At 70.6% G+C, this 20299-nt stretch carries 14 protein-coding genes; 8 read left to right on the forward strand and 6 right to left on the reverse strand.

The genetic code is table 11. The features are described 5' to 3' along the window. Positions 1-96 precede the first annotated feature (96 nt). Positions 97-3633 (reverse strand): DNA polymerase III subunit alpha, encoded by a 3537-nt coding sequence (dnaE, locus tag AB0J16_RS13410; RefSeq protein WP_358538171.1) that lies wholly within the window; start codon positions 3631-3633, stop codon positions 97-99. A gap of 154 nt (positions 3634-3787) precedes the next feature. Here dnaE and AB0J16_RS13415 point away from each other — a divergent pair, with 154 nt between their 5' ends. Then, on the forward strand, positions 3788-4864 hold the full coding sequence (locus AB0J16_RS13415; protein ID WP_358538173.1) for an SGNH/GDSL hydrolase family protein: 1077 nt from the start codon (positions 3788-3790) through the stop codon (positions 4862-4864). 402 nt (positions 4865-5266) lie between these two features. On the opposite strand, the gene AB0J16_RS13420 is transcribed toward AB0J16_RS13415, so the two are convergent. Beyond that, the gene (locus tag AB0J16_RS13420) at positions 5267-6265 is read right to left on the reverse strand and encodes a chorismate mutase (RefSeq protein ID WP_358538176.1); all 999 of its coding nucleotides are present in this window, start codon (positions 6263-6265) and stop codon (positions 5267-5269) included. Positions 6266-6927: 662 nt separating this feature from the next. Between AB0J16_RS13420 and AB0J16_RS13425 the strand changes: the two genes are divergently transcribed. Genes AB0J16_RS13425 through AB0J16_RS13450 form a run of 6 tightly spaced genes read left to right on the forward strand, consistent with a single transcriptional unit; the run spans position 6928 to position 13646 of the window. Further along, positions 6928-8676: a protein kinase gene (locus AB0J16_RS13425; protein ID WP_358538178.1), complete on the forward strand. Its 1749-nt coding sequence runs from the start codon at positions 6928-6930 to the stop codon at positions 8674-8676. Positions 8677-8686: 10 nt separating this feature from the next. Beyond that, positions 8687-10336, forward strand: coding sequence for a serine/threonine-protein kinase (locus AB0J16_RS13430; RefSeq protein WP_358538181.1), 1650 nt, complete (start codon positions 8687-8689; stop codon positions 10334-10336). A gap of 8 nt (positions 10337-10344) precedes the next feature. Further along, positions 10345-11211, forward strand: coding sequence for an AraC family transcriptional regulator (locus AB0J16_RS13435; RefSeq protein ID WP_358538184.1), 867 nt, complete (start codon positions 10345-10347; stop codon positions 11209-11211). An 11-nt stretch (positions 11212-11222) separates the two neighbouring features. Continuing rightward, positions 11223-11885, forward strand: coding sequence for an AzlC family ABC transporter permease (locus tag AB0J16_RS13440; protein WP_358538187.1), 663 nt, complete (start codon positions 11223-11225; stop codon positions 11883-11885). After that, positions 11882-12193, forward strand: coding sequence for an AzlD domain-containing protein (locus AB0J16_RS13445; protein ID WP_357641961.1), 312 nt, complete (start codon positions 11882-11884; stop codon positions 12191-12193). Before AB0J16_RS13440 ends, AB0J16_RS13445 begins: the two co-directional genes overlap by 4 nt. A gap of 10 nt (positions 12194-12203) precedes the next feature. Then, positions 12204-13646, forward strand: a complete 1443-nt coding sequence (locus tag AB0J16_RS13450; protein WP_358538189.1) for a protein kinase — start codon at positions 12204-12206, stop codon at positions 13644-13646. A gap of 41 nt (positions 13647-13687) precedes the next feature. Here AB0J16_RS13450 and AB0J16_RS13455 read toward each other — a convergent pair whose 3' ends face one another. The 3 genes from AB0J16_RS13455 to AB0J16_RS13465 are packed head-to-tail and all read right to left on the reverse strand — an operon-like array spanning position 13688 to position 15544. Beyond that, entirely contained in the window at positions 13688-14617 is a 930-nt protein-coding gene (locus tag AB0J16_RS13455; RefSeq protein ID WP_358538192.1) for an RluA family pseudouridine synthase, read from the reverse strand. After that, positions 14610-15191 carry a signal peptidase II gene (lspA, locus tag AB0J16_RS13460; protein ID WP_358538195.1) on the reverse strand — a complete coding sequence of 194 codons (582 nt, stop codon included), beginning with the start codon at positions 15189-15191 and terminating at the stop codon, positions 14610-14612. Before lspA ends, AB0J16_RS13455 begins: the two co-directional genes overlap by 8 nt. After that, positions 15155-15544: a TraR/DksA C4-type zinc finger protein gene (locus AB0J16_RS13465; RefSeq protein WP_357945428.1), complete on the reverse strand. Its 390-nt coding sequence runs from the start codon at positions 15542-15544 to the stop codon at positions 15155-15157. Before AB0J16_RS13465 ends, lspA begins: the two co-directional genes overlap by 37 nt. 440 nt (positions 15545-15984) lie before the next feature. Between AB0J16_RS13465 and ileS the strand changes: the two genes are divergently transcribed. Beyond that, a complete protein-coding gene (gene ileS / locus AB0J16_RS13470; protein WP_358538198.1) occupies positions 15985-19131 on the forward strand; it encodes an isoleucine--tRNA ligase in 3147 nt (1048 codons plus the stop codon). 205 nt (positions 19132-19336) lie between these two features. Here ileS and AB0J16_RS13475 read toward each other — a convergent pair whose 3' ends face one another. Continuing rightward, positions 19337-20287 carry an SDR family NAD(P)-dependent oxidoreductase gene (locus AB0J16_RS13475; protein WP_358538201.1) on the reverse strand — a complete coding sequence of 317 codons (951 nt, stop codon included), beginning with the start codon at positions 20285-20287 and terminating at the stop codon, positions 19337-19339. Positions 20288-20299: the final 12 nt, after the last annotated feature.

The following is a 20299-nucleotide window of genomic DNA, read 5'->3' on the forward strand; positions in this document are numbered from 1 at the left end:
GGTCACGGTCCGATTGACGCTCACGCCCACGGCGATCACGATCCGTTCGCCCCTAAAGGCGGTCACGGTCCGGTTGCCGCTCAGCCCCTCAGGCGGTCACCGTCCGGTTCCCGCCCACGCTCCCAGACAGGCAGGACCGAGGAGTTGCTTAAGGTCGCCCATCAGCGCCGCAGACGGCGCCACCCGGAGCCCGTCGCCGACCCGCATGACCGTCGCCCTGGACCCGTCGTACACCCGCAGATGCACCTCCGACGCGCCGGGATGCGCGGCCAGGATCTCCTTCAGCCGCCCCACCACCGGCGGCGTGCAGCGGGTCAGCGGCAGGCTCACCAGCAGCGGCCCGCGCGGCTCCCGCGATAAGTCGGGCACCGTGACCTCCATCGCGATGATCTTGGCCACGTCCTCCCGCTTGTCCAGGCGCCCCTTGACGAAGACGAGCGCGTCCTCGGCCAGGATCGTCGAGCTCAGCTGGTAGGCCGACGGGAAGATCAGCACCTCGATCGCGCCTTCGAGGTCTTCCAGCTGGGTGAGCACCCAGGTGTCGCCCTTCTTGGTGCGCTTGCGCTGCAGGCCGCTCAGGATGCCGCCGACCGTGACGATCTGCCCGTCGGCGCGGCTGTCGTCCTGGAGCGCGGCGATGGAGCAGTCGGCCCCCGAGGCGAGGATGTGCTCCAGACCGAACAGCGGGTGGTCGGAGACGTACAGGCCGAGCATTTCCCGCTCGAACTGCAGCAGCGTGCGCTTGTCCCACTCCCCCACCGGGATCCGCACCTCGAACGCCTGGTCCTCGACGGCGCCGAACAGGGAGTCCTGGCCGATGGCCTCGTGCTTCTTGATGTCGACGATCGCCTCGACGGCCTGCTCGTGCACCAGGAGCAGGCCCTTGCGCTCATGACCGAGCGAGTCGAAGGCCCCGGCCTTGATCAGCGACTCGATCACGCGCTTGTTGCGGACGGGTGCCGGGACCTTGCGCAGGAAGTCCGTGAAGTCGGTGAAGCGGCCTTTCTGGCTGCGTGCGGCAATGATGCCGTCGACGACGTTGCCGCCCACGTTGCGGATCGCCGACAGGCCGAAGCGGATGTCGGCGCCGCGCGGGGTGAAGTCGAAGTCGGAGTCGTTGACGTCGGGCGGGAGCACCTTGATGCCCATGCGGCGGCACTCGTGGAGGTAGAGGGCTGACTTGTCCTTGTCGTCCTTGACGCTCGACAGCAGCGCGGCCATGTAGGCGGCCGGGTGGTTGGCCTTGAGGTAGGCGGTCCAGTAGGCGATGAGGCCGTAGGCGGCGGAGTGGGCCTTGTTGAAGGCGTAGTCGGAGAAAGGCAGCAGGATGTCCCACAGCGTCGTGATCGCCGCGGCGGAGTAGCCGTTGGCCCGCATGCCGCTCTCGAAGGAGGCGAACTGCTCGGCCAGCTCGGACTTCTTCTTCTTGCTCATCGCCCGCCGCAGCAGGTCGGCCTTGCCGAGCGAGAACCCGGCGACCCGCTGCGCGATGGCCATGACCTGCTCCTGATAGATGATCAGGCCGTAGGTCGTGTCGAGGATGTCGGCCAGCGACTCCTCGAACTCGGCGTGGATCGGCGCGATCTCCTGCTGGCCGGTCTTGCGCAGCGCGTAGTTGGTGTGCGAGTCGGCGCCCATCGGGCCAGGGCGGTAGAGCGCGATGAGAGCCGAGCAGTCGTCGAAGCCGTCGGGCTTCATCAGCCGCAACAGCGAGCGCATGCCGCCGCCGTCGAGCTGGAACACGCCCAGCGTGTCGCCCCTGCCGAGCAGGTCGTAGGTCTTGCGGTCGTCGAGCGGCAGCCTCAGCGGATCGATCCGCTCACCGGATGTCGCCTCGATCATCTTGAGGCAGTCGTCCATGATCGTGAGGTTGCGCAGGCCCAGGAAGTCCATCTTCAGCAGGCCGAGCGCCTCGCAGGCCGGGTAGTCGAACTGCGTGATGATCGCGCCGTCGGACTCGCGGCGCATGACCGGGAGGTGGTCGGTGATCACCTCGGCCGACATGATGACGCCCGCGGCGTGCACGCCGGTCTGCCTGATCAGGCCCTCCAGGCCCCTGCCGAGGTCCATCGCCGCCTTGACGTCGACCTCTTCGGCGTAGAGCCGGCGCAACTCGCCCGCCTCGGCGAAGCGGGGGTGGGCCTCGTCGAAGATGCCCGCCAGCGGGATGTCCTTGCCCATCACCGCGGGCGGGAACGCCTTGGACACCCGGTCGCCGAGCGCGTAGGGGAAGCCGAGCACGCGACCCGCGTCCTTGATGGCGGCCTTGGCCTTGATGGTGCCGAACGTGACGATCATGGCGACCTTGTCGGCGCCCCACCTCTCCGTCACGTAGCGGATCACCTCGGCCCGCCTCCGCTCGTCGAAGTCGATGTCGACGTCGGGCATGGAGACCCGGTCGGGGTTGAGGAACCGCTCGAAGATCAGGCCGTGCGGCAGCGGGTCGAGGTCGGTGATGCCCATCGCGTAGGCCACCAGCGAGCCCGCCGCCGATCCTCGGCCCGGACCGACCCGGATGCCGTTTTCCTTGGCCCACATGATGAAGTCGGCGACCACGAGGAAGTAGCTCGGGAAGCCCATCTGCTCGATGACGCCCATCTCGTACGCGGCCCGACGGCGATGCTCTTCGTCAAAGCCTTCCGGCCAGCGCCGGTCCATGCCCTCCCAGACCGTCTTGCGGAAGAACTCCCGCTCGGTCATCCCCTCCGGGACCGGATAGGCCGGCATCAGGTTCTTGAACGCGAAGAACCCGGTCGGATCGACCCTCTCGGCCACCAGCAGCGTGTTGCGGCAGCCCTCGGCCCACAGGTCGGAGGAGTCGACCGCGCGCATCTCCTCGGCGCTCTTGAGGTAATAGCCGCTGCCGTCGAAGCGCAACCGGTCAGGGTCGGACAGCTGCCTGCCGGTCTGGACGCACAGCAGGGCGTCGTGGGAGGCGGCGTCGGAGGCGTAGGTGTAGTGCGAGTCGTTGGTGACCAGCGGCGGCAGGCCGAGGTCGCGACCGATCGCGCTCAGCCCGTCGCGGACCCGGCGCTCGATGTCGAGGCCATGGTCCATGATCTCCAGGAAGAAGTCGTCCCTGCCGAAGATCTCCTGATATCTCGCGGCGGCGGCCCGCGCCTCGTCGTACTGGCCGAGCCGCAGCCTGGTCTGCACCTCGCCCGACGGGCAGCCGGTGGTGGCCATCAGCCCATCGGCGTGCTCGGCGAGGATCTCGGCGTCCATCCTTGGCCATTTGCGGACGAAACCCTCGGTGTAGGCGCGCGAGGACAGCCGCATCAGGTTGTGCAGGCCGACCTTGTCGCGCGCCCAGATCGTCAGGTGGGTGTAGTGGCCACCCGCGGAGACGTCGTCGCGTCTCTGGTGCGGCTCGCCCCACAGCACCGGTTGCTTGGTGTGGCGCGACTCCGGTGCCAGGTATGCCTCGGTCCCGATCACCGGCTTGATGCCCGCGGCGGTGGCTCGCCGGTAGAAGTCGTAGGCGCCGTGCAGGTTGCCGTGATCGGTGATCGCGATCGCCGGCATCCCCAGCTCGCCGGCCCGGCCGACCAACTGCTCCAGGCGCGCGGCCCCGTCGAGCATCGAATATTCGGTATGGACATGCAGATGCACGAACGAGTCGCTGGACGACATGGACCGGCGCCTCCCATCTGCATCGTGGCGTGCGCTCCGCACTTTAGTAGCCGCCACCGACAGTCCTGGCGTCGTACGGAACGGGCGTCCTCACCGTGAAGTCAGGTCGCGACGATCACCGGTCGATTAGGCTTCCAGGCGGAGTTGTCACCGCTTGGGGGAGGCCGCACTGAACGGGACGAAAGGGAAGATCGTCCAGATCGCCGCGGCCGCTCTGCTCGGCGCCGCGCTCGCTCTCGCGGGCGCTCCCCTGGGCCTGTACACCTCACTGGCCTGCGCCACCATCGGCGCGGGCTGTCCCGCCGGGGGGCCGCCGCCCGGCCGGCTCCCGGTCCTGACCCGCCTGTCGCCGGTGCAGGCCGCGCAGAGCGGCACGTACGTGGCGCTCGGCGACTCCTACTCCTCCGGCGAGGGCGTCTACGACCGCGCCGCGCGGCCGATCAACAGCGGCGCCGACCGGTGCCACCGCTCCCCGGGCTCCTACGTCCCGCTCGTCGCGGGCGCCCACCGGTTCGGCGGCGGCAGCGCCTTCTGGGCCTGCAGCGGCGCCACCACGCGCCAGCTCTTCTCCGGCCAGTACGGCCAGCAGCCGCAGATCGAGCGCGTGGACGCGGCCGCCAGTCTGGTGACGCTCAGCATCGGCGGCAACGACGCCGGGTTCACCAGCGTGCTCACCGGCTGCATCGTCAAGCTGCCCTGGTCCTCGGCGTGCGTCGACCAGCAGTCGGAGGTGGCCAAGCGGATCGCGGGGCTGCGGCCCAGCATGACGAAGGTGCTGCGGGAGCTCAGGAGCCGGGCGCCGAACGCGCGCATCATCGTGCTCGGCTATCCCCGGCCGTTCCCCGCCGCGCCCCCGGACGGGGTCGACAACCTGACCGTCGAGGACCAGCGGTGGCTCAACGGCATGACGCGGCAGCTGAACGACGTCGTGGCGCGGGTGGCCGGGGAGTTCGACCGGGAGATCGTGGCGTTCGGGGGGACGGGGAGCGTCGAGTACGTGGACGCCTATGACGCGTTCGCCGGGCACGAGGTGGGACGGCCTGACCCGTACGTGAACGGGCTGGCGCTGAACCTGGACGAGTTCGTGGTCAACAGCCGCAGCTTCCATCCGACGGGCGCGGGCTACCGGCGGTTCGCCGAGCTGATCAACGCCCGGATCGCCGCCGGGCCGGGGCGCCCGATGAACAACTTCCACCTCACGACCCCGAGCACCGGCGACAGCCGCTTCTAGCCCGCCGCTCCGGGTGCGGCGACCGCGATGGCCCCAGCCACGCCTCCCCCGCAGGGGGTATCCCCAAAGGGACACCAGCCACAACGAACGGACCGTCCTTCTTCCCCTCCCCCGCAGGGGTCCCCAACAGGACACCAGCCACAACCAACCGCTCTCTTCCCGTCCGCGCAGGGGGAATCCCTCAAAAGGACACCAGCCGCAAAGGACCGCCTTCGTCCCCTCCCCCGCAGGGGGGATCCCTCAGAGGGACGCCGGCCACGACGGACTGGCCCAGGGGTCGAGGCGGTCATGTGACGAAACACCGGAGCCCCTTCGGACGGACACCCCCTCCAGGCGAGCGCAAGCGAACGGCCCGACGTGGCAGAGGCCCCATGGGGGGAGCGGAAGCACGGACACCCGGCCCTAGGCCGTCGTTTCCGGTCGGTGGCTCCGGCCGTTGGCCGATCGTTCCTCGGCCAGGCTCAGGCCCGCCTCTATGACCGCGTTCATGATGGGAACCAGCCGGGCCTCGCCCAGCTCTGGGGCGTGCTCGGCCATCCGGGCGACGAGCGCGCGCTCGCGCGCCATGTCGCGGCCCGCGAAGCCGCCCACCGGCTTGAGGGTCTGCACGATCCCGGCGAGCGCGGCGCGGCGCTCCAGGAGCGTGGCCAGCGCCGCGTCCACCCGGTCGATCGCCTGCCTGCACTCGGGCAGCGTGGCGGGCGCCTCGGGACGGACCAGCGCTCCGACGAGCGCCACCGCCTCCTCGGCCAGCCCTACATCGGCCTCCCCGTGCTCTTCTGTCTGAAGGGCGTCACCCCCAACAGGGCCGCCCACGATCAGGCCGTCCGCGCCCGCCGCCACCGCCGCCGCCGACAGCCCGAGGTCCGCGCTCACGTCGGCGAGCACCGGCCGCCCCGACGCCGACCGCGCGGCCCGCAGCAGCCCCAGGTCCAGCCGTCCCGTCTCGCACAGGATCACCCGGTCGTCGCACTCCAGGGCGCAGTAGTCGGCCAGCCCCAGCCACTCCTCCAGCGTCGCCGACGCCCGGCGTTCGACCACCACCGGCAGGCCCAGCCCGGCCACGGCCCGCACCAGCGGGATGTCGCGCGTCCACGCCGCCCCGACGATCACGCCGTCGGCCGCCCCGGCGATCGCCGGCAGGTCGGCCGCCGAACCCGGCTCGACCAACGTCACCCTGTCACGCCGGGCTTCCACCCGGTCCCACCCGTTCGCCCCACCTGGCCCGGTCGCCCCGCCTGGCCCGGTCGCCCCGCCTGGCCCGACCGGCCCGGTCGTGCCCAGCCCGGTCGCGCCGCCCGGTCCGCGCAGGCTGATCCGGCGGTCGATCACCACCGCCGGGCCGTCGCCCACCCGCAGGCCACCCACGGTCACCACGTGCCGTTCCAAGGTCGATGACATCTCGGCTCCCCACATCGGCCGGCTCCCCTGGAACCGGCAGGAAATCAAAAAGGCAGAGACGATGGCGTCTCTGCCTGTTGCCGACTCCGGGTGGTCGCTAGCCGACGACCGGCCCTCCCGGAGCCGGCTCGGTAAACGCGTAGCGACAAGTCATGTCTAGACTTTACACCGGCCCTCCACCTGCTGGACTCCCCCTCTCACATAGCGGACTAGCGTCTTCGGTTCCCTGTGTTTACCTAGGTAAAGCGGACATCGGCGTAGGCTCGTCGCACCCAACCGGGGCCGGGCAGTGATCCGGTGGAAGCCGAAGCCGCGTCCGTCCGGCAAGCCGGGCGGACCGTGGATGAGAACCGCGTTGTCGGGGCCTGACTGCGCACTCCTGGAGGAAGTGCGCCTCTTGGGCCGCCGCCCCGCCGGACGCTGTCCCGTTGGTGCGGACACCAACGGGGGCGGGGACCGAGCGCCAGTCAGGCACCCGGCTGTGACAGAAAATTACCTCACGATTACCCTCCGTCGCAACCGAGCGATCAAACAACAGTTCTACCGGTAGCCATCGACTCGCATAGCGAGCGCCAGCAACGGTTCGTAGCCTTCAGGCGAGTCGCCGTTGATCCCTCGCTATGGGAGTATTTCCTGGCCTAGAGGAGGGTACGAGGCCGTTGATGTCGGATCGCAAGCGGGACGGACGCCGCATCGCCGGTCGTTACCAGCTGCAGGAACCCATCGGCAGGGGTGGCATGGGCATCGTCTGGCGAGCCCATGACGAGCTTCTGGACCGCACTGTCGCGGTCAAGGAGGTCAGATACGCCGCCGCCCTGGGTGACGAGGTGCAGCTGCTGAACCGGCGCACGATGCGTGAGGCGAGGGCAGCGGCCAGGTTCGAGCACCCGAACGTGATCGTCGTACACGACGTGATCGAGGAGGACGGCCGGCCCTGGATCGTCATGCAGCTCGTCCAGTCACGCTCCCTGGGAGCAGTGATCAAGCAGGATGGGCCATTGCCGCCCAAGCGGGTGGCCGAGATCGGCCTGGCCGTGCTCGACGCGCTGCATCGCGCGCACGAGTCCGGCGTCCTGCACCGGGATGTCAAGCCGGAGAACGTACTGCTCGCCGATGACGGCCGGGTGGTGCTCACCGACTTCGGCATCGCGACGCTGGAGACGGAGACGCAGCTCACGGTGACGGGGCTGGCGGGCACTCCGGCGTTCATCGCGCCCGAGCGGCTCAAGGGGCTGCCCGCGCGGCGCGAGTCGGACCTGTGGTCGCTCGGCGCGACCCTTTACACGGCGGTGGAAGGCCGCTCACCCCACGAGCGCGGCATGGCGCTCGCGACCATGCACGCTGTCTTAACCGACGAACCGGACCCGGCTCCCCACGCCGGGCCGCTCAGCGGCGTGATCAGCGGCCTGCTGACCAAGGAGCCGGTGCAGCGCCTCGGCTACGAGGAGACCGGGGAGTTGCTGCGGGCCGTCATCACGCAGCAACGGTCACGGAAGTCCTCGGCGTCCGCGCCCGCGCCGACCGCGGTGATCCCGCCGGCCGTGGACGAGACCCCGACCGACCCCAACCTGCTGGAGGCCGCCGCAGCCCCGCTCGAGACCGGTGCGCGGCTCACCCCGGCGACCGGCGAGCATTCCGAGGAACCTCCCCAGTCCACCCAGAACGCCGTCCGGCACGACGGCCGACGGTGGGGCCCGATCGTCGCCGTGGTCGTCGCGGTCGTGCTCGTGGCGGGCCTGGGCGGCTATCTCGGCCTGCGCTCGGCCAAGGACAGCCCGGAGGAGGGGACGAAGTCCGCGTCCGTCACGCCTCCTGTCAAGGAGTCGGCCAAGCCGCCCGCGGCGACCGCCGACCCGCCGAAGACCACGCCGAGCAGCGCGGCTCCATCCGCCACGCCGACCGTCAGCCCGTCCGCCGCGCCGACTCCGACGCCGACGGCGAAGCCCACTGAGACGGCCGCCGCGGTGCCCGACGGCTGGAAGATGTACACGAACAAGAAGCTGAAGTTCTCCGTCGCGCTGCCGAAGGGCTGGACGAGATACCGGCACAGCAGCAACCAGATCGCCTTCCATGGCAAGGGTGCGGGCAGCAACGCGTACATCATGTTCGAGATGACGAAGAGCCCCGGCAAGGACCCCCTCAAGGACTGGAAGAATCAGGAGAAGACCGCCAAATACGGGTTCGGCGGCTACGACAAGATCAGCATCAAGGCGGTCGACTTCCGCGGCTGGCCGGCCGCCGACTGGGACTTCACCTGGAACACGAACACGGGCCCGACCAAGGTGCGCAACCGCGGCTTCGTCGCCAACGGCCGCGGCTACGCGATCTACTGGCACAACCTCACGAGCAGGTGGAAGAAGGACAAGCACTTCTTCGACACGTTCGCCGCGACCTTCACCCCGGCCAAGTAGGCTTCCCTGCGTGGAAAGGCAGGTCAGTAACCGATATAGGCTCATCGAACCGCTCGGCGAGGGCGGGATGGGCGTGGTATGGCGTGCCTACGACGAGCTGCTCGACCGTACGGTAGCGATCAAGGAAGTCCGCTACACCGGTGTCGGTGAGGACAAGCGGGCCGAGCTCAACCGCAGGACCATCAGGGAGGCCAGGGCGGCGGGCCGCCTTGACCACCCCTCGGTGATCGTCATCCACGACGTCGTCGAGGAGGACGGCCGCCCGTGGATCGTCATGCAGTTGATCCGCTCGCGGTCGTTGGCCGAGGTGATCCGCGAGCACGGTCCGCTGCCGGTCGCGCAGGCCGCGGCGATCGGCGGCAGGGTGCTCGACGCGCTGCGGGCCGCGCACGCGACCGGGGTGCTGCACCGCGATGTGAAGCCCGAGAACGTGCTGCTCGCCGATGACGGCCGGGTGGTGCTCACCGACTTCGGCATCGCCTCGCTGGAGGCCGAGGCCGGTCTGACCGCCACCGGTGGCCTGGTGGGCACGCCCGCCTACATGCCGCCCGAACGCCTCAACGGCGAGCCCGCCCGGCCCGAGTCCGATCTGTGGTCGCTGGGCGCGACGCTGTACGCGGCCGTCGAGGGCGCGCCGCCGTTCAAGCGCGACTCGTGGGCGGCGACGGTCGCGGCGGTGCTGCGCGACCTGCCTGGGCAGCCGGTCCGGGCAGGCGTGCTCGGCCCGGTGATCATGGGCCTGCTGCAGCGGGACCCGGCCGCGAGGATGCCCGCCGACGAGGCCGCCCACCTGCTGCGGACCGCCGCCGCCGAACCCATGGTGTACGGATATGCCGGACCTCAGACCCCGCAACCCGGCGGCCCGGTAGCCGGCGGGTTCGGGTCCGCGGGAGCCCAGCTACCCGGCGGGTTCGCGTCCGCGGGAACCCAGGTACCCGGCGGATTCGCGTCCGCGGGAACCCAGGTACCCGGCGGATTCGGGCCCGCGGGGACCATGCCCGTACGGACCCGTCGCCGCGGGTGGCTCATGGCCGTGCCCGCGGTCGTGATCGCCGTCGGGGCGCTGGGCACGGGCGGCTGGTACGTCATCTCCTCCCAACAGCCCCCTACCGGCACGTCGACCCCCACCCCCACCCCCAGCGGGACGACGACGCCCACCCCCACCCGTACCGCCGAGCCGTCCGCGACCCCCAGCCCGCCGCGTCTGCCCGACGGCTGGCGCCGGCTCGTCAACTCCACCGGGCGCTTCTCGATCGGCCTCCCCGAGGGCTGGCAGGCCAAGAAGAACCCCAACCGGGACAGCGTCACGGTCACCGGCCCCGGCTCAGTGGGCCAGATGATCGTCGAGTGGACCGTCCCCGAGAAGCCTTCGGCCGACCCCGAGCGCCGCTGGGTGGAGCTGGAGAAGGAGATCCAGGCCAAGGGGGAGTTTCAGCGCTATAAGCGGATCGGCATCCGGGCCACGACCTACCTCGGGCGGTCGGCCGCCGACTGGGAGTTCACCAGGCTGCGCGGCAGCACGCTGATCCACGTGATCAACCGCGGCTTCCGCACCGCCGACGGCCGCCACTTCGCCCTCTACTGGGACACGGCCGACTCATCGTGGGACCAGGACCGCCACTACTTCGACGAGTTCGTCAAGACGTTCAGGCCCCAGTGAACGATCCAGTGAACGATCCAGTGAACGAGGCGGCGAAGGAGCGGGCGCGCTTCTGGCGCCACCCGGCGCTGCCCCAGCTGGACCTGCTCAAGGCCCACTACGTCACCCACCGCTTCACCCGGCACGTGCATGACGGCTACGCGATCGGGCTCATCCTCGACGGCGTGGAGGAGTTCGAGTACCGCGGCGACCTGCACCGGGCGGGCGCGGGCGAGATGGTGCTGGTCAATCCGGACGCGGTGCACACCGGCCAGGCGGGCACGGCGGACGGCTGGTCATACCGGATGCTCTACCCCTCGGTGGAGGCGCTCTCGGGGCTCGCGGCCGAGCTCGGCCTGCCGTACACGACGCCGTATTTCCCCGAGCAGGTGGTGCGGGACCAGGCGGTCGCGGCGCTGCTCGGCCGGGCGCACCTGGCCGCCGAGCGCGGTGACGCGCTGGCCGCCTCGTCGCTGATGCGCGGCTTCTTCGCCCGGCTGCTGATCCGGCACGCCACGCCGCGCCCGTCCGCCGTCCTGCCCGCCGAAGGCGGACGAGCGGTCGCCGAGGCGCTGGAGGTCCTGCACGAGAGCCTGGTGGACCCGCCGTCCCTGGACGATCTCGCGCAGGCCGTCGGAGCGCGGCCGTTCCCGCTGCTGCGCGCGTTCAAGGCCGCGACCGGCCTGCCGCCCCACGCCTACCTGATCTCCGTGCGGATCCAGCGGGCCCGCCGGCTCCTGGATTCGGGCGTACGGCCGGCGCAGGTGGCCGCCGAGCTGGGCTTCACCGACCAAGCCCACCTGAACCGGCACTTCAAACGCATCGTGGGCGTGCCACCCGCGGCCTACCAACGGTCAGCAGGAACGTACAAGACCGGCGATTTCCTCTTCACCTAGCCTCACCTCTCATGGGACAGACAACACACCGTTCCGCCGCAATACGGGACGGTCTTGGCGTGGGCCTGGCCGTGGGGCTGTCCGGGCTCGCCTTCGGCGCCGCGGCGATCACCGCGGGCCTCAGCGTGGCGCAGGCGTGCGTACTGAGCCTGCTGGCCTTCACCGGCGCCTCGCAGTTCGCGCTGGCCGGAGCGGTGGGCGCGGGCGGCGACCTGGTGGCGGCCGCCGCGGGCGCGCTGCTGCTGGGCGGCCGCAACACCCTGTACGGGCTGCGCCTGGCCGACCTGCTCCGGGTACGCGGCCCGCGTCGCCTCCTCGCCGCGCAGGGCGTGATCGACGAGACCACCGCCGTCACGCTCGCCCAGCCCTCGCCCGAGGCGGCGCGCACCGCGTTCGCGACCACCTTCGCCAGCCTGTACGTCACCTGGAACCTCACCACGCTGGCCGGAGCGCTCGGCACGTCGTTCCTGGGCGATCCTGGTGCGCTGGGCCTGGACGCGGTCGGCCCGGCGACCTTCCTGGCCATCCTGTGGCCGCGCCTGACGGGCAGCGCCCAGCTCAGGTGGCTGGCGCTGGCCGGCGCGGCGGTCGCGCTCTGCGCCACGCCGTTCTTCCCGCCGGGCGTGCCGGTGCTGCTGTCGGCGGTCGTGGTTCTGGCGGTGCTGGTCCGATGACGCTGTGGTGGGCGATCGCGGCCGTGTGCGCCGGGTGTTACGCCCTCAAGCTGGCCGGGCTGGCGGCACCGCGCCGGGTGCTCGACCATCCCCGGGTCCGCCGCTTCGCCGAACTCGTGCCCGTGGCGCTGCTGGCCGCCCTGATCGCGGTGCAGATGTTCACCGAGCACGGCGAGCTCCACTTCGACGCCGCCCGCACGGCCGGGCTGGGCGCGGCCGTCGTCGCGCTCCTGCTGCGCGCCCCTTTCCTGGTGATTCTGGCGACAGCAGCAATAGTGACCGCGCTTGTCCGGGTTTTTATCGGGTAGACGGCGGAGCATGTCCGATTCTGCGCTGCTGGTCGGCGGACGTTACCGACTGATCAGAACCATCGGCCAGGGTGGGATGGGAACCGTCTGGCAGGCCCACGACGAAGTACTCGGCCGAGACGTGGCGGTCAAAGAGATCCATCCCCCTCCTGACCTGACCGACCCCGAGCGAGACGTCTTCTCGGTGCGTACCTTCCGCGAGGCCAGAGCCGCGGGGCGGGTGGCGCATCCCGGCGTCGCCACCGTCTATGACGTGCTCGAAGAGCACGGCCACCCGTGGATCGTCATGCAGCTCGTCCACTCGCGCACCCTCGGCGAAATGGTGCGCGAGGACGGCCCGATGGCACCGGCCGAGGCCGCCGACATCGGGCTGCAGTTACTGGAGGCGCTGCGGGCCGCGCACGCCGCCGGGGTCCTGCACCGCGACGTCAAACCGGACAACGTGCTGCTCACCCCGGACGGCCGGGCGGTGCTCACCGACTTCGGCATCGCCACCACCGAGGGAGAGGCGCCCGTCACGAGGACCGGGGTGCTGCTCGGCACGCCCGCGTTCATGGCGCCGGAGCGGGCGGCCGGCGGTGAGGCCCAGATCGCCTCGGACCTGTGGGCGCTGGGCGCGACGCTGTACTACGCCGTCGAGGGCCAGTCGCCGTTCCAGCGCCCCCACGCGCTGGCCACGCTGGGCGCGGTGCTGCACTCCGAGCCCGCCCCGATGGCCCGCGCGGGCATGCTGGCCCCGGTCATCCTCGGGCTGCTGCGCAAGGACCCGGCCGAGCGGATGGCGCTGGACGAGGCCGAGCAGCGGATCCACCGGCTGCTGATCGGCAGCTCTCCGGAGGAGACCGCGCCGGTGAACGTCCCGGCGCCGCCCATGGAGCTCAAACGGGACCCCATGCCGCAGACGGGCGCGATGATGGGGCCGGGAGCCATGGCCGCGCCCGCCGCGGCGGCGGAACCCGAGGCGGACCCGGCGCCATCCGGGAGGCGTCGCAGACCGCCGCTCACCGCGGTCGCGGCCGGCACGCTCGCCCTCGTCGTCCTGACCGCGGGCGCGGCGTGGTGGACGAACCGGCAGTCCCAAGTCCGCCAGCCGGCGACGACGGTCCCGGCCGTGGTGCGTACGACCAGCGTCCGCCCCTCGGGCCCGACCCCCTCGGCGACGCCCACACAGACGGTGACAGAGACGCACGAGCCGACCACCAACCAGAACCAGGTACGGCAGAGCGCCCCGCCCTCCAGCGACCGGACCGGCGAGCCCACCCCGGCCCCGACCGGAACGCCGACGAAGAAGGAGCCCACGAAGGAGCCGACGAAAAAGAAGGAGCCGACGAAGAAGCCCTCGGCCACGCCCACCAAGAGCAAGACCCCCAAGAAGAGCACCAAGACCTCGGCGAAGGCCACCGACGAGCCCGACCAGCCCGTCGACGTCCCTCCGGCCGACAACGCCGACTAGGACGCCGTCCCGCACCGGAGAAGACCGGAGAAGGGCGCCGGTCAGGACTCGTCGCGCACGGCGTCCAGGGCCCGCTGGAGGTCGGCGGGGTAGTCGGTGGTGAACGTCAGCCACTCGCCCGAGCTGGGGTGCTCGAACCCGAGCGACACCGCGTGCAGCCACTGCCGGGTGATGCCCAGCCGGGCGGCGAGCGTCGGGTCGGCGCCGTACATCAGGTCGCCCACGCACGGGTGGCGTAGCGCGGACATGTGCACCCGGATCTGGTGCGTACGGCCGGTCTCCAGCTTGATGTCCAGCAACGAGGCCGCCCGGAACGCCTCGATGGTGTCGTAATGGGTGACCGACGGCTTGCCCCCGGCGACCACGGCGAACCGGCCGTCGCCCGACGGGTGCCGGTCGATGGGCGCGTCGACAGTGCCCCTGAACGGGTCGGGATGTCCCTGTACGAGCGCGTGGTAGCGCTTGTCGACCGTGCGCTCCTTGAAGGCGCGCTTGAGGTGGGAGTAGGCGTGCTCGCTCTTGGCCACGACCATGGCGCCGGTCGTGTTGGCGTCGAGCCGGTGCACGATGCCCTGCCGTTCGGCCGCGCCGCTGGTGGCGATCGTGTGACCGGCGCCGAGCAGGCCGCCGATCACGGTCGGGCCGGTCCAGCCGACGGTCGGGTGGGCGGCCACCCCGATCGGCTTGTTGACCACGACGATGTCGTCGTCCTCGTACACGATCGACATGCCGGGCACCGGCTCGGCGATCGGCATGGGCGTACTGACCGGCGGAGGGAGGGTCACGTCGAGCCAGGCGCCCGCGTGCACCCGGTCGGACTTGGCGGGCGCGTGCCCGTCCACGAGCACCTCGCCCGCGACGATCAGCTCGGCGGCGCGGGTGCGGGAGAAGCCGAACAGGCGCGAGATCGCGGCGTCGAGCCGCTCGCCCTCCAGCCCGTCGGGCACGGGGAGGCTACGCTGGTCAGCCACGCTTGCCGCCCTCCCTGGTGCCGTCGATCTGGTAGCCCCGCCAGGCCAGGACCACCGCGAGGATCCCGCCGCAGACGATCGCCGAGTCGGCCACGTTGAACACCGGGAAGTAGTCGATCACCGGGAAGTGTCCGGGCAGCACCTCGATCCAGTCGACCACGTGCCCCTGGAACTGCACGGACCTGCCGATCCCGGACGGATAGCGCAGCAGCCGGTCGGTCAGGTTGCCCAGCGCCCCGCCGAGCAGCAGCCCCAGCGTGATCGCCCACGGCAGGCTGCGCATCTTGCGGGCCGTGCGGAGGATGGCCACCACCACACCCGCCGCGATGAACGTGAAGATGATCGTCATTCCGGTGCCGATGCTGAAGGCGGCACCGGAATTGAAGATCACCCGGAACTGCAGTACGTCCTGGATGACCACCATGGGCGCTTTGCCGTCGAGCGTCCGCAGGACGAGCGTCTTGGTGATCAGATCGGCCGCGTAGATCACGACCGCCAGCACGACGAGGACCGCGAAGAGGCGGCCGCGCCGCCCCCCTACCGGCGCTCCTCCTTCTGCTTGCAGGCCACGCACAGCGTCGCCCTCGGGAACGCCTGCAGACGTTCCTTGCCGATCGGCTTGTGGCACGATTCGCACACTCCATAGGTCCCTGCGTCGATCCGGGCGATCGCACGTTCGTTCTGCGCGACGAGGTCACGCGCATTCAGGGTAAGGGCGATCTCGCGTTCGCGCTCATACGTCTTGGCACCCGCGTCGGCCTGGTCGTCACCGGCCCCCTGGGTGACGTCACCCGAGGCGATCTCGGACTCATGGCGAAGAATGTCGGTGTTGAGCTCGTCGATCTCGCTCTGCAGCCGGCCGCGGACGTCGGCGAGCTCCTCCTCAGACCACATCGACGGTGTAGCGGTCTGCGTGACTGGCGCCATGGCTACCTCCCCATGCTGGAACAAGGCCGTAAATGGTGCGGGCAGCTTAGGTCCCCCATAACAGAACAGCAAACGACCCGCCGGACGATTTACCTCTCCCGTAATATCCCGCCCCGCTCGTTCAACTCCTCCTCAGAGGCGCCCATTCCCACAACTTTGTCGGGGTTTACGAGTTCACTACCTGCCGAGCGCCAACCCGGAAGCTTTGCGGTCCACTCTGCGTTATGGTGTGAAGCTGCAAGGCGTTGATGGGGCCCGTCTGTGACGGACATCACCCCGGAGCCGCCGGAAGAACGGCTCTCACGAGCTCACTAGACCCGGCCGCAGCCCGAACGAAGAGGGCCTCACCTGAGGCCAAGAAGGGTGGTACCGCGGGGCCGCACGGCTTCGTCCCTTCACGCTCACCTGTCAGTCAGTGATCGCGTGGAGGCCCGCCCGAGATGTCTTCCCCTTCTTTCCGCCCTCTTCCCGCGCAGGTCGACCTGCCCGCGCTCGAGCGCGAGGTCCTCGACCGCTGGCGGGACGGGAAGATCTTCGAGCGCTCCGTCGAGCAGAACGACGGCAACCCCTCCTGGACCTTCTACGAGGGCCCGCCCACCGCCAACGGCCTGCCCGGCGTCCACCACGTCGAGGCCCGGGTGTTCAAGGACCTGTTCCCCCGCTACAAGTCGATGCGGGGCTTCAGCGTGCCGCGCAAGGCGGGCTGGGACTGCCACGGCCTGCCAGTCGAGGTCGGCATCGAGCGGGAGCTCGGCCTGAGCGGCAAGAAGGACATCGAGGCGTACGGCATCGCGGAATTCAACGCCAAATGCCGCGAGTCGGTGCTGCGCCACGTCGACGCCTTCGAGCAGATGACCGAGCGGATGGGTTATTGGATCGACCTGTCCACCGCCTACCGGACCATGGACCCGTCCTATATCGAATCGGTCTGGTGGTCACTCAAGGTCGTCTTCGACAAGGGCCTGCTGTTCCGCGACTTCCGCATCACCCCCTACTGCCCGCGCTGCGGCACCGGCCTGTCCGACCATGAGCTGGGCCAGCCCGGCGGCTACGAGACCGTCTCCAGCCCATCGGTCTACGTGCGCATGCCCGTCACCTCCGGCCCGCTGAGCGAGCTCGGCGCGTCCCTGCTGGTGTGGACGACGACGCCGTGGACGCTGGTCTCCAACACCGCCGTGGCCGTACACCCCGAGGTCACCTACGTCGCGGCCCGCACGGCGGACGGCGAGGTGCTGGTCGTCGCCGAGCCGCTGCTGGCGGTGCTCGGCGAGGGCGCCACCGAGGTCGCCCGCTTCACCGGCCGCGACCTGGAGCACACCTCCTACACGCGGCCGTTCGAGCTGGTCGACATCCCCGGCGCCCACTACGTGGTGCTCGGCGACTACGTGACGGTCGAGGACGGCACCGGGCTGGTCCACCAGGCTCCGGCGTTCGGCGCCGACGACCTGGCGGTGACCAAGCGCTACGACATGCCGGTCGTCAACCCGATCGGCCCCGACGGCCGCTTCCTCGACGACGTGCCGATGGTCGGCGGCCAGTTCTTCAAGGACGCCGACGAGGGCCTCACCGAGGACCTGCGGGCCCGCGGCCTGCTGTTCCGCGGCACTCACTTCGAGCACAGCTACCCGCACTGCTGGCGCTGCCACACGGCGCTGCTCTACTACGCGCTCCCCTCCTGGTACATCCGGACCACCTCGGTCAAGGACCAGATGCTGGCCGAGAACGCCAACACCAACTGGTACCCCGACACCATCAAGTGGGGCCGGTTCGGCGAGTGGCTGCGCAACAACGTCGACTGGTCGCTGTCGCGCTCGCGCTACTGGGGGACCCCGCTGCCGCTGTGGGTCTGCTCCGCCGACGAGTCCCACGTGACGTGCGTCGGGTCGATGGAGGAGCTGGGCACACTGGCCGGCCGCGACGTCTCCGCGCTCGACCCGCACCGCCCGTACGTCGACGACGTCACCTTCCCCTGCCCGACCTGCTCGGCCGAGGCCCGCCGCGTGCCCGACGTCATCGACGCCTGGTACGACTCCGGATCCATGCCGTTCGCCCAGTGGGGCGAGCGGGGCAAGCCGGAGGGCCTCTACCCGGCGCAGTTCATCTGCGAGGCCACCGACCAGACGCGTGGCTGGTTCTACTCGCTGATGGCCGTGGGCACGCTGGTGTTCGGCCAGTCCTCCTACGAGAACGTGCTCTGCCTCGGGCTCATCCTGGCCGAGGACGGCCGCAAGATGAGCAAGCACCTGGGCAACATCCTGGAGCCCATGCCGCTGATGGACGAGCACGGCGCCGACGCGCTGCGCTGGTTCATGGCCTGCTCCGGCTCGCCGTGGGCGGCCCGCCGCGTGGGGCACAACGCCCTTGAGGAGATCGTCCGCAAGGTCCTGCTGACGTACTGGAACACGGCCTCGTTCTTCACCCTCTACGCCAACGCCGAGTCGTGGACACCCGAGCGCCTCGCGCAGGCGACTCCCGCCGCCGAGCGGCCGCTGCTCGACCGCTGGGCGCTGGCCGAGCTGCACCGCACGGTGGCCGAGGTCACGGGCGCGCTGGACGAGTACGACACCCAGCGGGCCGGGCGCCGGCTGGCGGAGTTCCTGGACGACCTGTCCAACTGGTACGTGCGCCGCTCGCGCCGCCGCTTCTGGCAGGGATCGGCGGACGCGTTCGCGACCCTGTACGAGTGCCTGGAGACGGTCACGCGGCTGATGGCGCCCATCGCGCCGTTCGTCACCGACTACCTCTGGGACGTGCTGCGCGGCGAGGGCGCGCCCTCCTCCGTACACCTGACCTCCTGGCCCGCCGTACGCGAGGACCTGCTCGACCCCACGCTGTCGGAGCGGATGGCACTGGTACGACGGCTGGTCGAGCTGGGCCGCTCGGCCCGTGCCTCCTCCGGCGTCAAGACCCGCCAGCCGCTCGGCCGGGCCCTGGTCGGGGCGCACGGCTGGCCCTCGCTCCCGTCCGAACTGCGGGATCTGATCGCCGACGAGCTGAACGTCCAGGCTCTCGAGGACATGTCCGGCTTCAGCGCCGATCTCGTGTCCTACACCGTCAAGCCCAACTTCCGGGCCCTCGGCAAGCGGTTCGGCTCGCAGACCAAGCTGGTGGCGGCGGCCGTCGGCGCGGCGGAGGCCGCCTCCCTGGCGCCCACCCTCCGCTCCGGCGCCTCTGTCACGGTGGACGTACCGGAGCTCGGCACGGTGTCGCTCGGCCCCGACGACGTGATCGTCACCGAGCAGCCGCGCTCGGGCTGGGCCGTCGAGACCGGCGCCGTCGACACGGGCACCGGCGAGACGGTGGCGCTCGACCTGGAGCTGACGGACGAGCTGCGCCAGGCCGGTCTGCTGCGCGAGGTCATCCGCCTGGTCCAGGAGGCCCGCAAGTCGACGGGCCTGACCATCACGGACCGGATCTCCCTGTGGTGGTCGGCCTCCGACCCGGACCTGGCCCAGGCGCTGCGGTCGGGGTGGCAGGCGGCGGCGGAGGAAGTACTCGCCACGACCGTCACGGAGGGGTCCGAGGACGGGCTGCCGTCGCACTCGGAGACGGACCTGGGGCTGACGTTCCAGCTGCGCCGCGCCTGACGGGCCGTATGGGGTTTTGACTGGGTGGGACGTGTCACTTAGACGCGTCCCACTCGGCTGACGGGCGACGCGCCTGGCCGCGTCCCACTCAGCTGACGACCTGCGCGCCTGGCCGCGTCCCACTCAGCTGACGACCTGCGCGCCTGGCGGCGTCCCACGCCGCTTCGCGCCTGGCGGGCCCTCTCGGGCCGATCGACCATCGGGCTCACCCGAGGCCAAAACTCGGATCGAGGCCGGTCAGATCGGCGCTGGCGGTCCACACGCGCGCCGCGAGATCGGCGTCGGCCAGGTGACCTCGCACGGGTTCGAGAGTGGGCACGCCGCGGATCCCGAAGACCCGGGGCCCCCACAACTGGCCGCCGCGCACGGACGGATCGAGGACGGCCCGGACGGCGGGCCAGGCGGCGGCCTCCTTGCCCTGGAGGAGGAGGCCGGCCGGCAGACCGCGCAGCCGTTCGCCGGTGGTCCTTTGGTGGACCGGTGGGCGTGATGGGGTGAGGGAGTCGAGCGCGCCGCCGGGGTGGGTGAGCACGCTCAACGTCGTACTGCCGACGGCGCGCAGGCGACGGTCGAGTTCGAGACCGAAGAGCATCTGCGCGAGTTTCGATCGCGCGTACGTTCGTTTCGGCCGGTAATCGCGCGTGCTCTGGAGATCGTCGAGATCCAGGCTCTCGGACTTGGCCGTGAAGCTACCGGTGGTCACCACCCGGCTCGCGGACCCGGCCGTCAGCAGAGGTGCCAGCCACCAGGTCAGCGCGAAGTGCCCCAGGTGATTGGTGGCGAACATCAGCTCGTTGCCGTCCTTGGTCTCGCGCCGCGGCGGCTGATCGAGCAGCACTCCGGCGTTGCAGACGACCGCGTCCAGCCTGTCCAGACTCAGCGCGTCCACAGAGGCTTTGAGCGAGGAGAGATCGGCCAGGTCCAGGCGGATGTGACGGACGCGCGCGCCGGGGACGCGGGCGCGGATCGAGACCTGAGCCGCTTCGGCCTTGGCGGTGTCCCGGCTGCCGAGGATGACGGTGGCACCGGTGCCGGCGAGTTGTTCCGCGACGAAGTATCCGATGCCCGCGTTGCCACCGGTGACCAGGAAGTTCTTGCCGTCGGCGCGCGGCAGGCGGCGCACGTCCCAGGGGTCTGGGCTGTGGGGGTCGGTCATGTCCGGCTCCTT

This window comes from Nonomuraea sp. NPDC049750 (assembly GCF_040659625.1).
Taxonomy (GTDB): domain Bacteria; phylum Actinomycetota; class Actinomycetes; order Streptosporangiales; family Streptosporangiaceae; genus Nonomuraea.

What these genes read in the sequence shown, in the direction of transcription:
- dnaE (WP_358538171.1), bottom strand. Translation starts at nt 3,633, where the DNA reads ATGTCGTCCAGCGACTCGTTCGTGCATCTGCATGTCCATACCGAATAT.
- AB0J16_RS13420 (WP_358538176.1), bottom strand. Translation starts at nt 6,265, where the DNA reads ATGTCATCGACCTTGGAACGGCACGTGGTGACCGTGGGTGGCCTGCGG.
- AB0J16_RS13425 (WP_358538178.1), top strand. Translation starts at nt 6,928, where the DNA reads ATGTCGGATCGCAAGCGGGACGGACGCCGCATCGCCGGTCGTTACCAG.
- AB0J16_RS13440 (WP_358538187.1), top strand. Translation starts at nt 11,223, where the DNA reads ATGGGACAGACAACACACCGTTCCGCCGCAATACGGGACGGTCTTGGC.
- AB0J16_RS13445 (WP_357641961.1), top strand. Translation starts at nt 11,882, where the DNA reads ATGACGCTGTGGTGGGCGATCGCGGCCGTGTGCGCCGGGTGTTACGCC.
- AB0J16_RS13450 (WP_358538189.1), top strand. Translation starts at nt 12,204, where the DNA reads ATGTCCGATTCTGCGCTGCTGGTCGGCGGACGTTACCGACTGATCAGA.
- AB0J16_RS13465 (WP_357945428.1), bottom strand. Translation starts at nt 15,544, where the DNA reads ATGGCGCCAGTCACGCAGACCGCTACACCGTCGATGTGGTCTGAGGAG.
- ileS (WP_358538198.1), top strand. Translation starts at nt 15,985, where the DNA reads ATGTCTTCCCCTTCTTTCCGCCCTCTTCCCGCGCAGGTCGACCTGCCC.
- AB0J16_RS13475 (WP_358538201.1), bottom strand. Translation starts at nt 20,287, where the DNA reads ATGACCGACCCCCACAGCCCAGACCCCTGGGACGTGCGCCGCCTGCCG.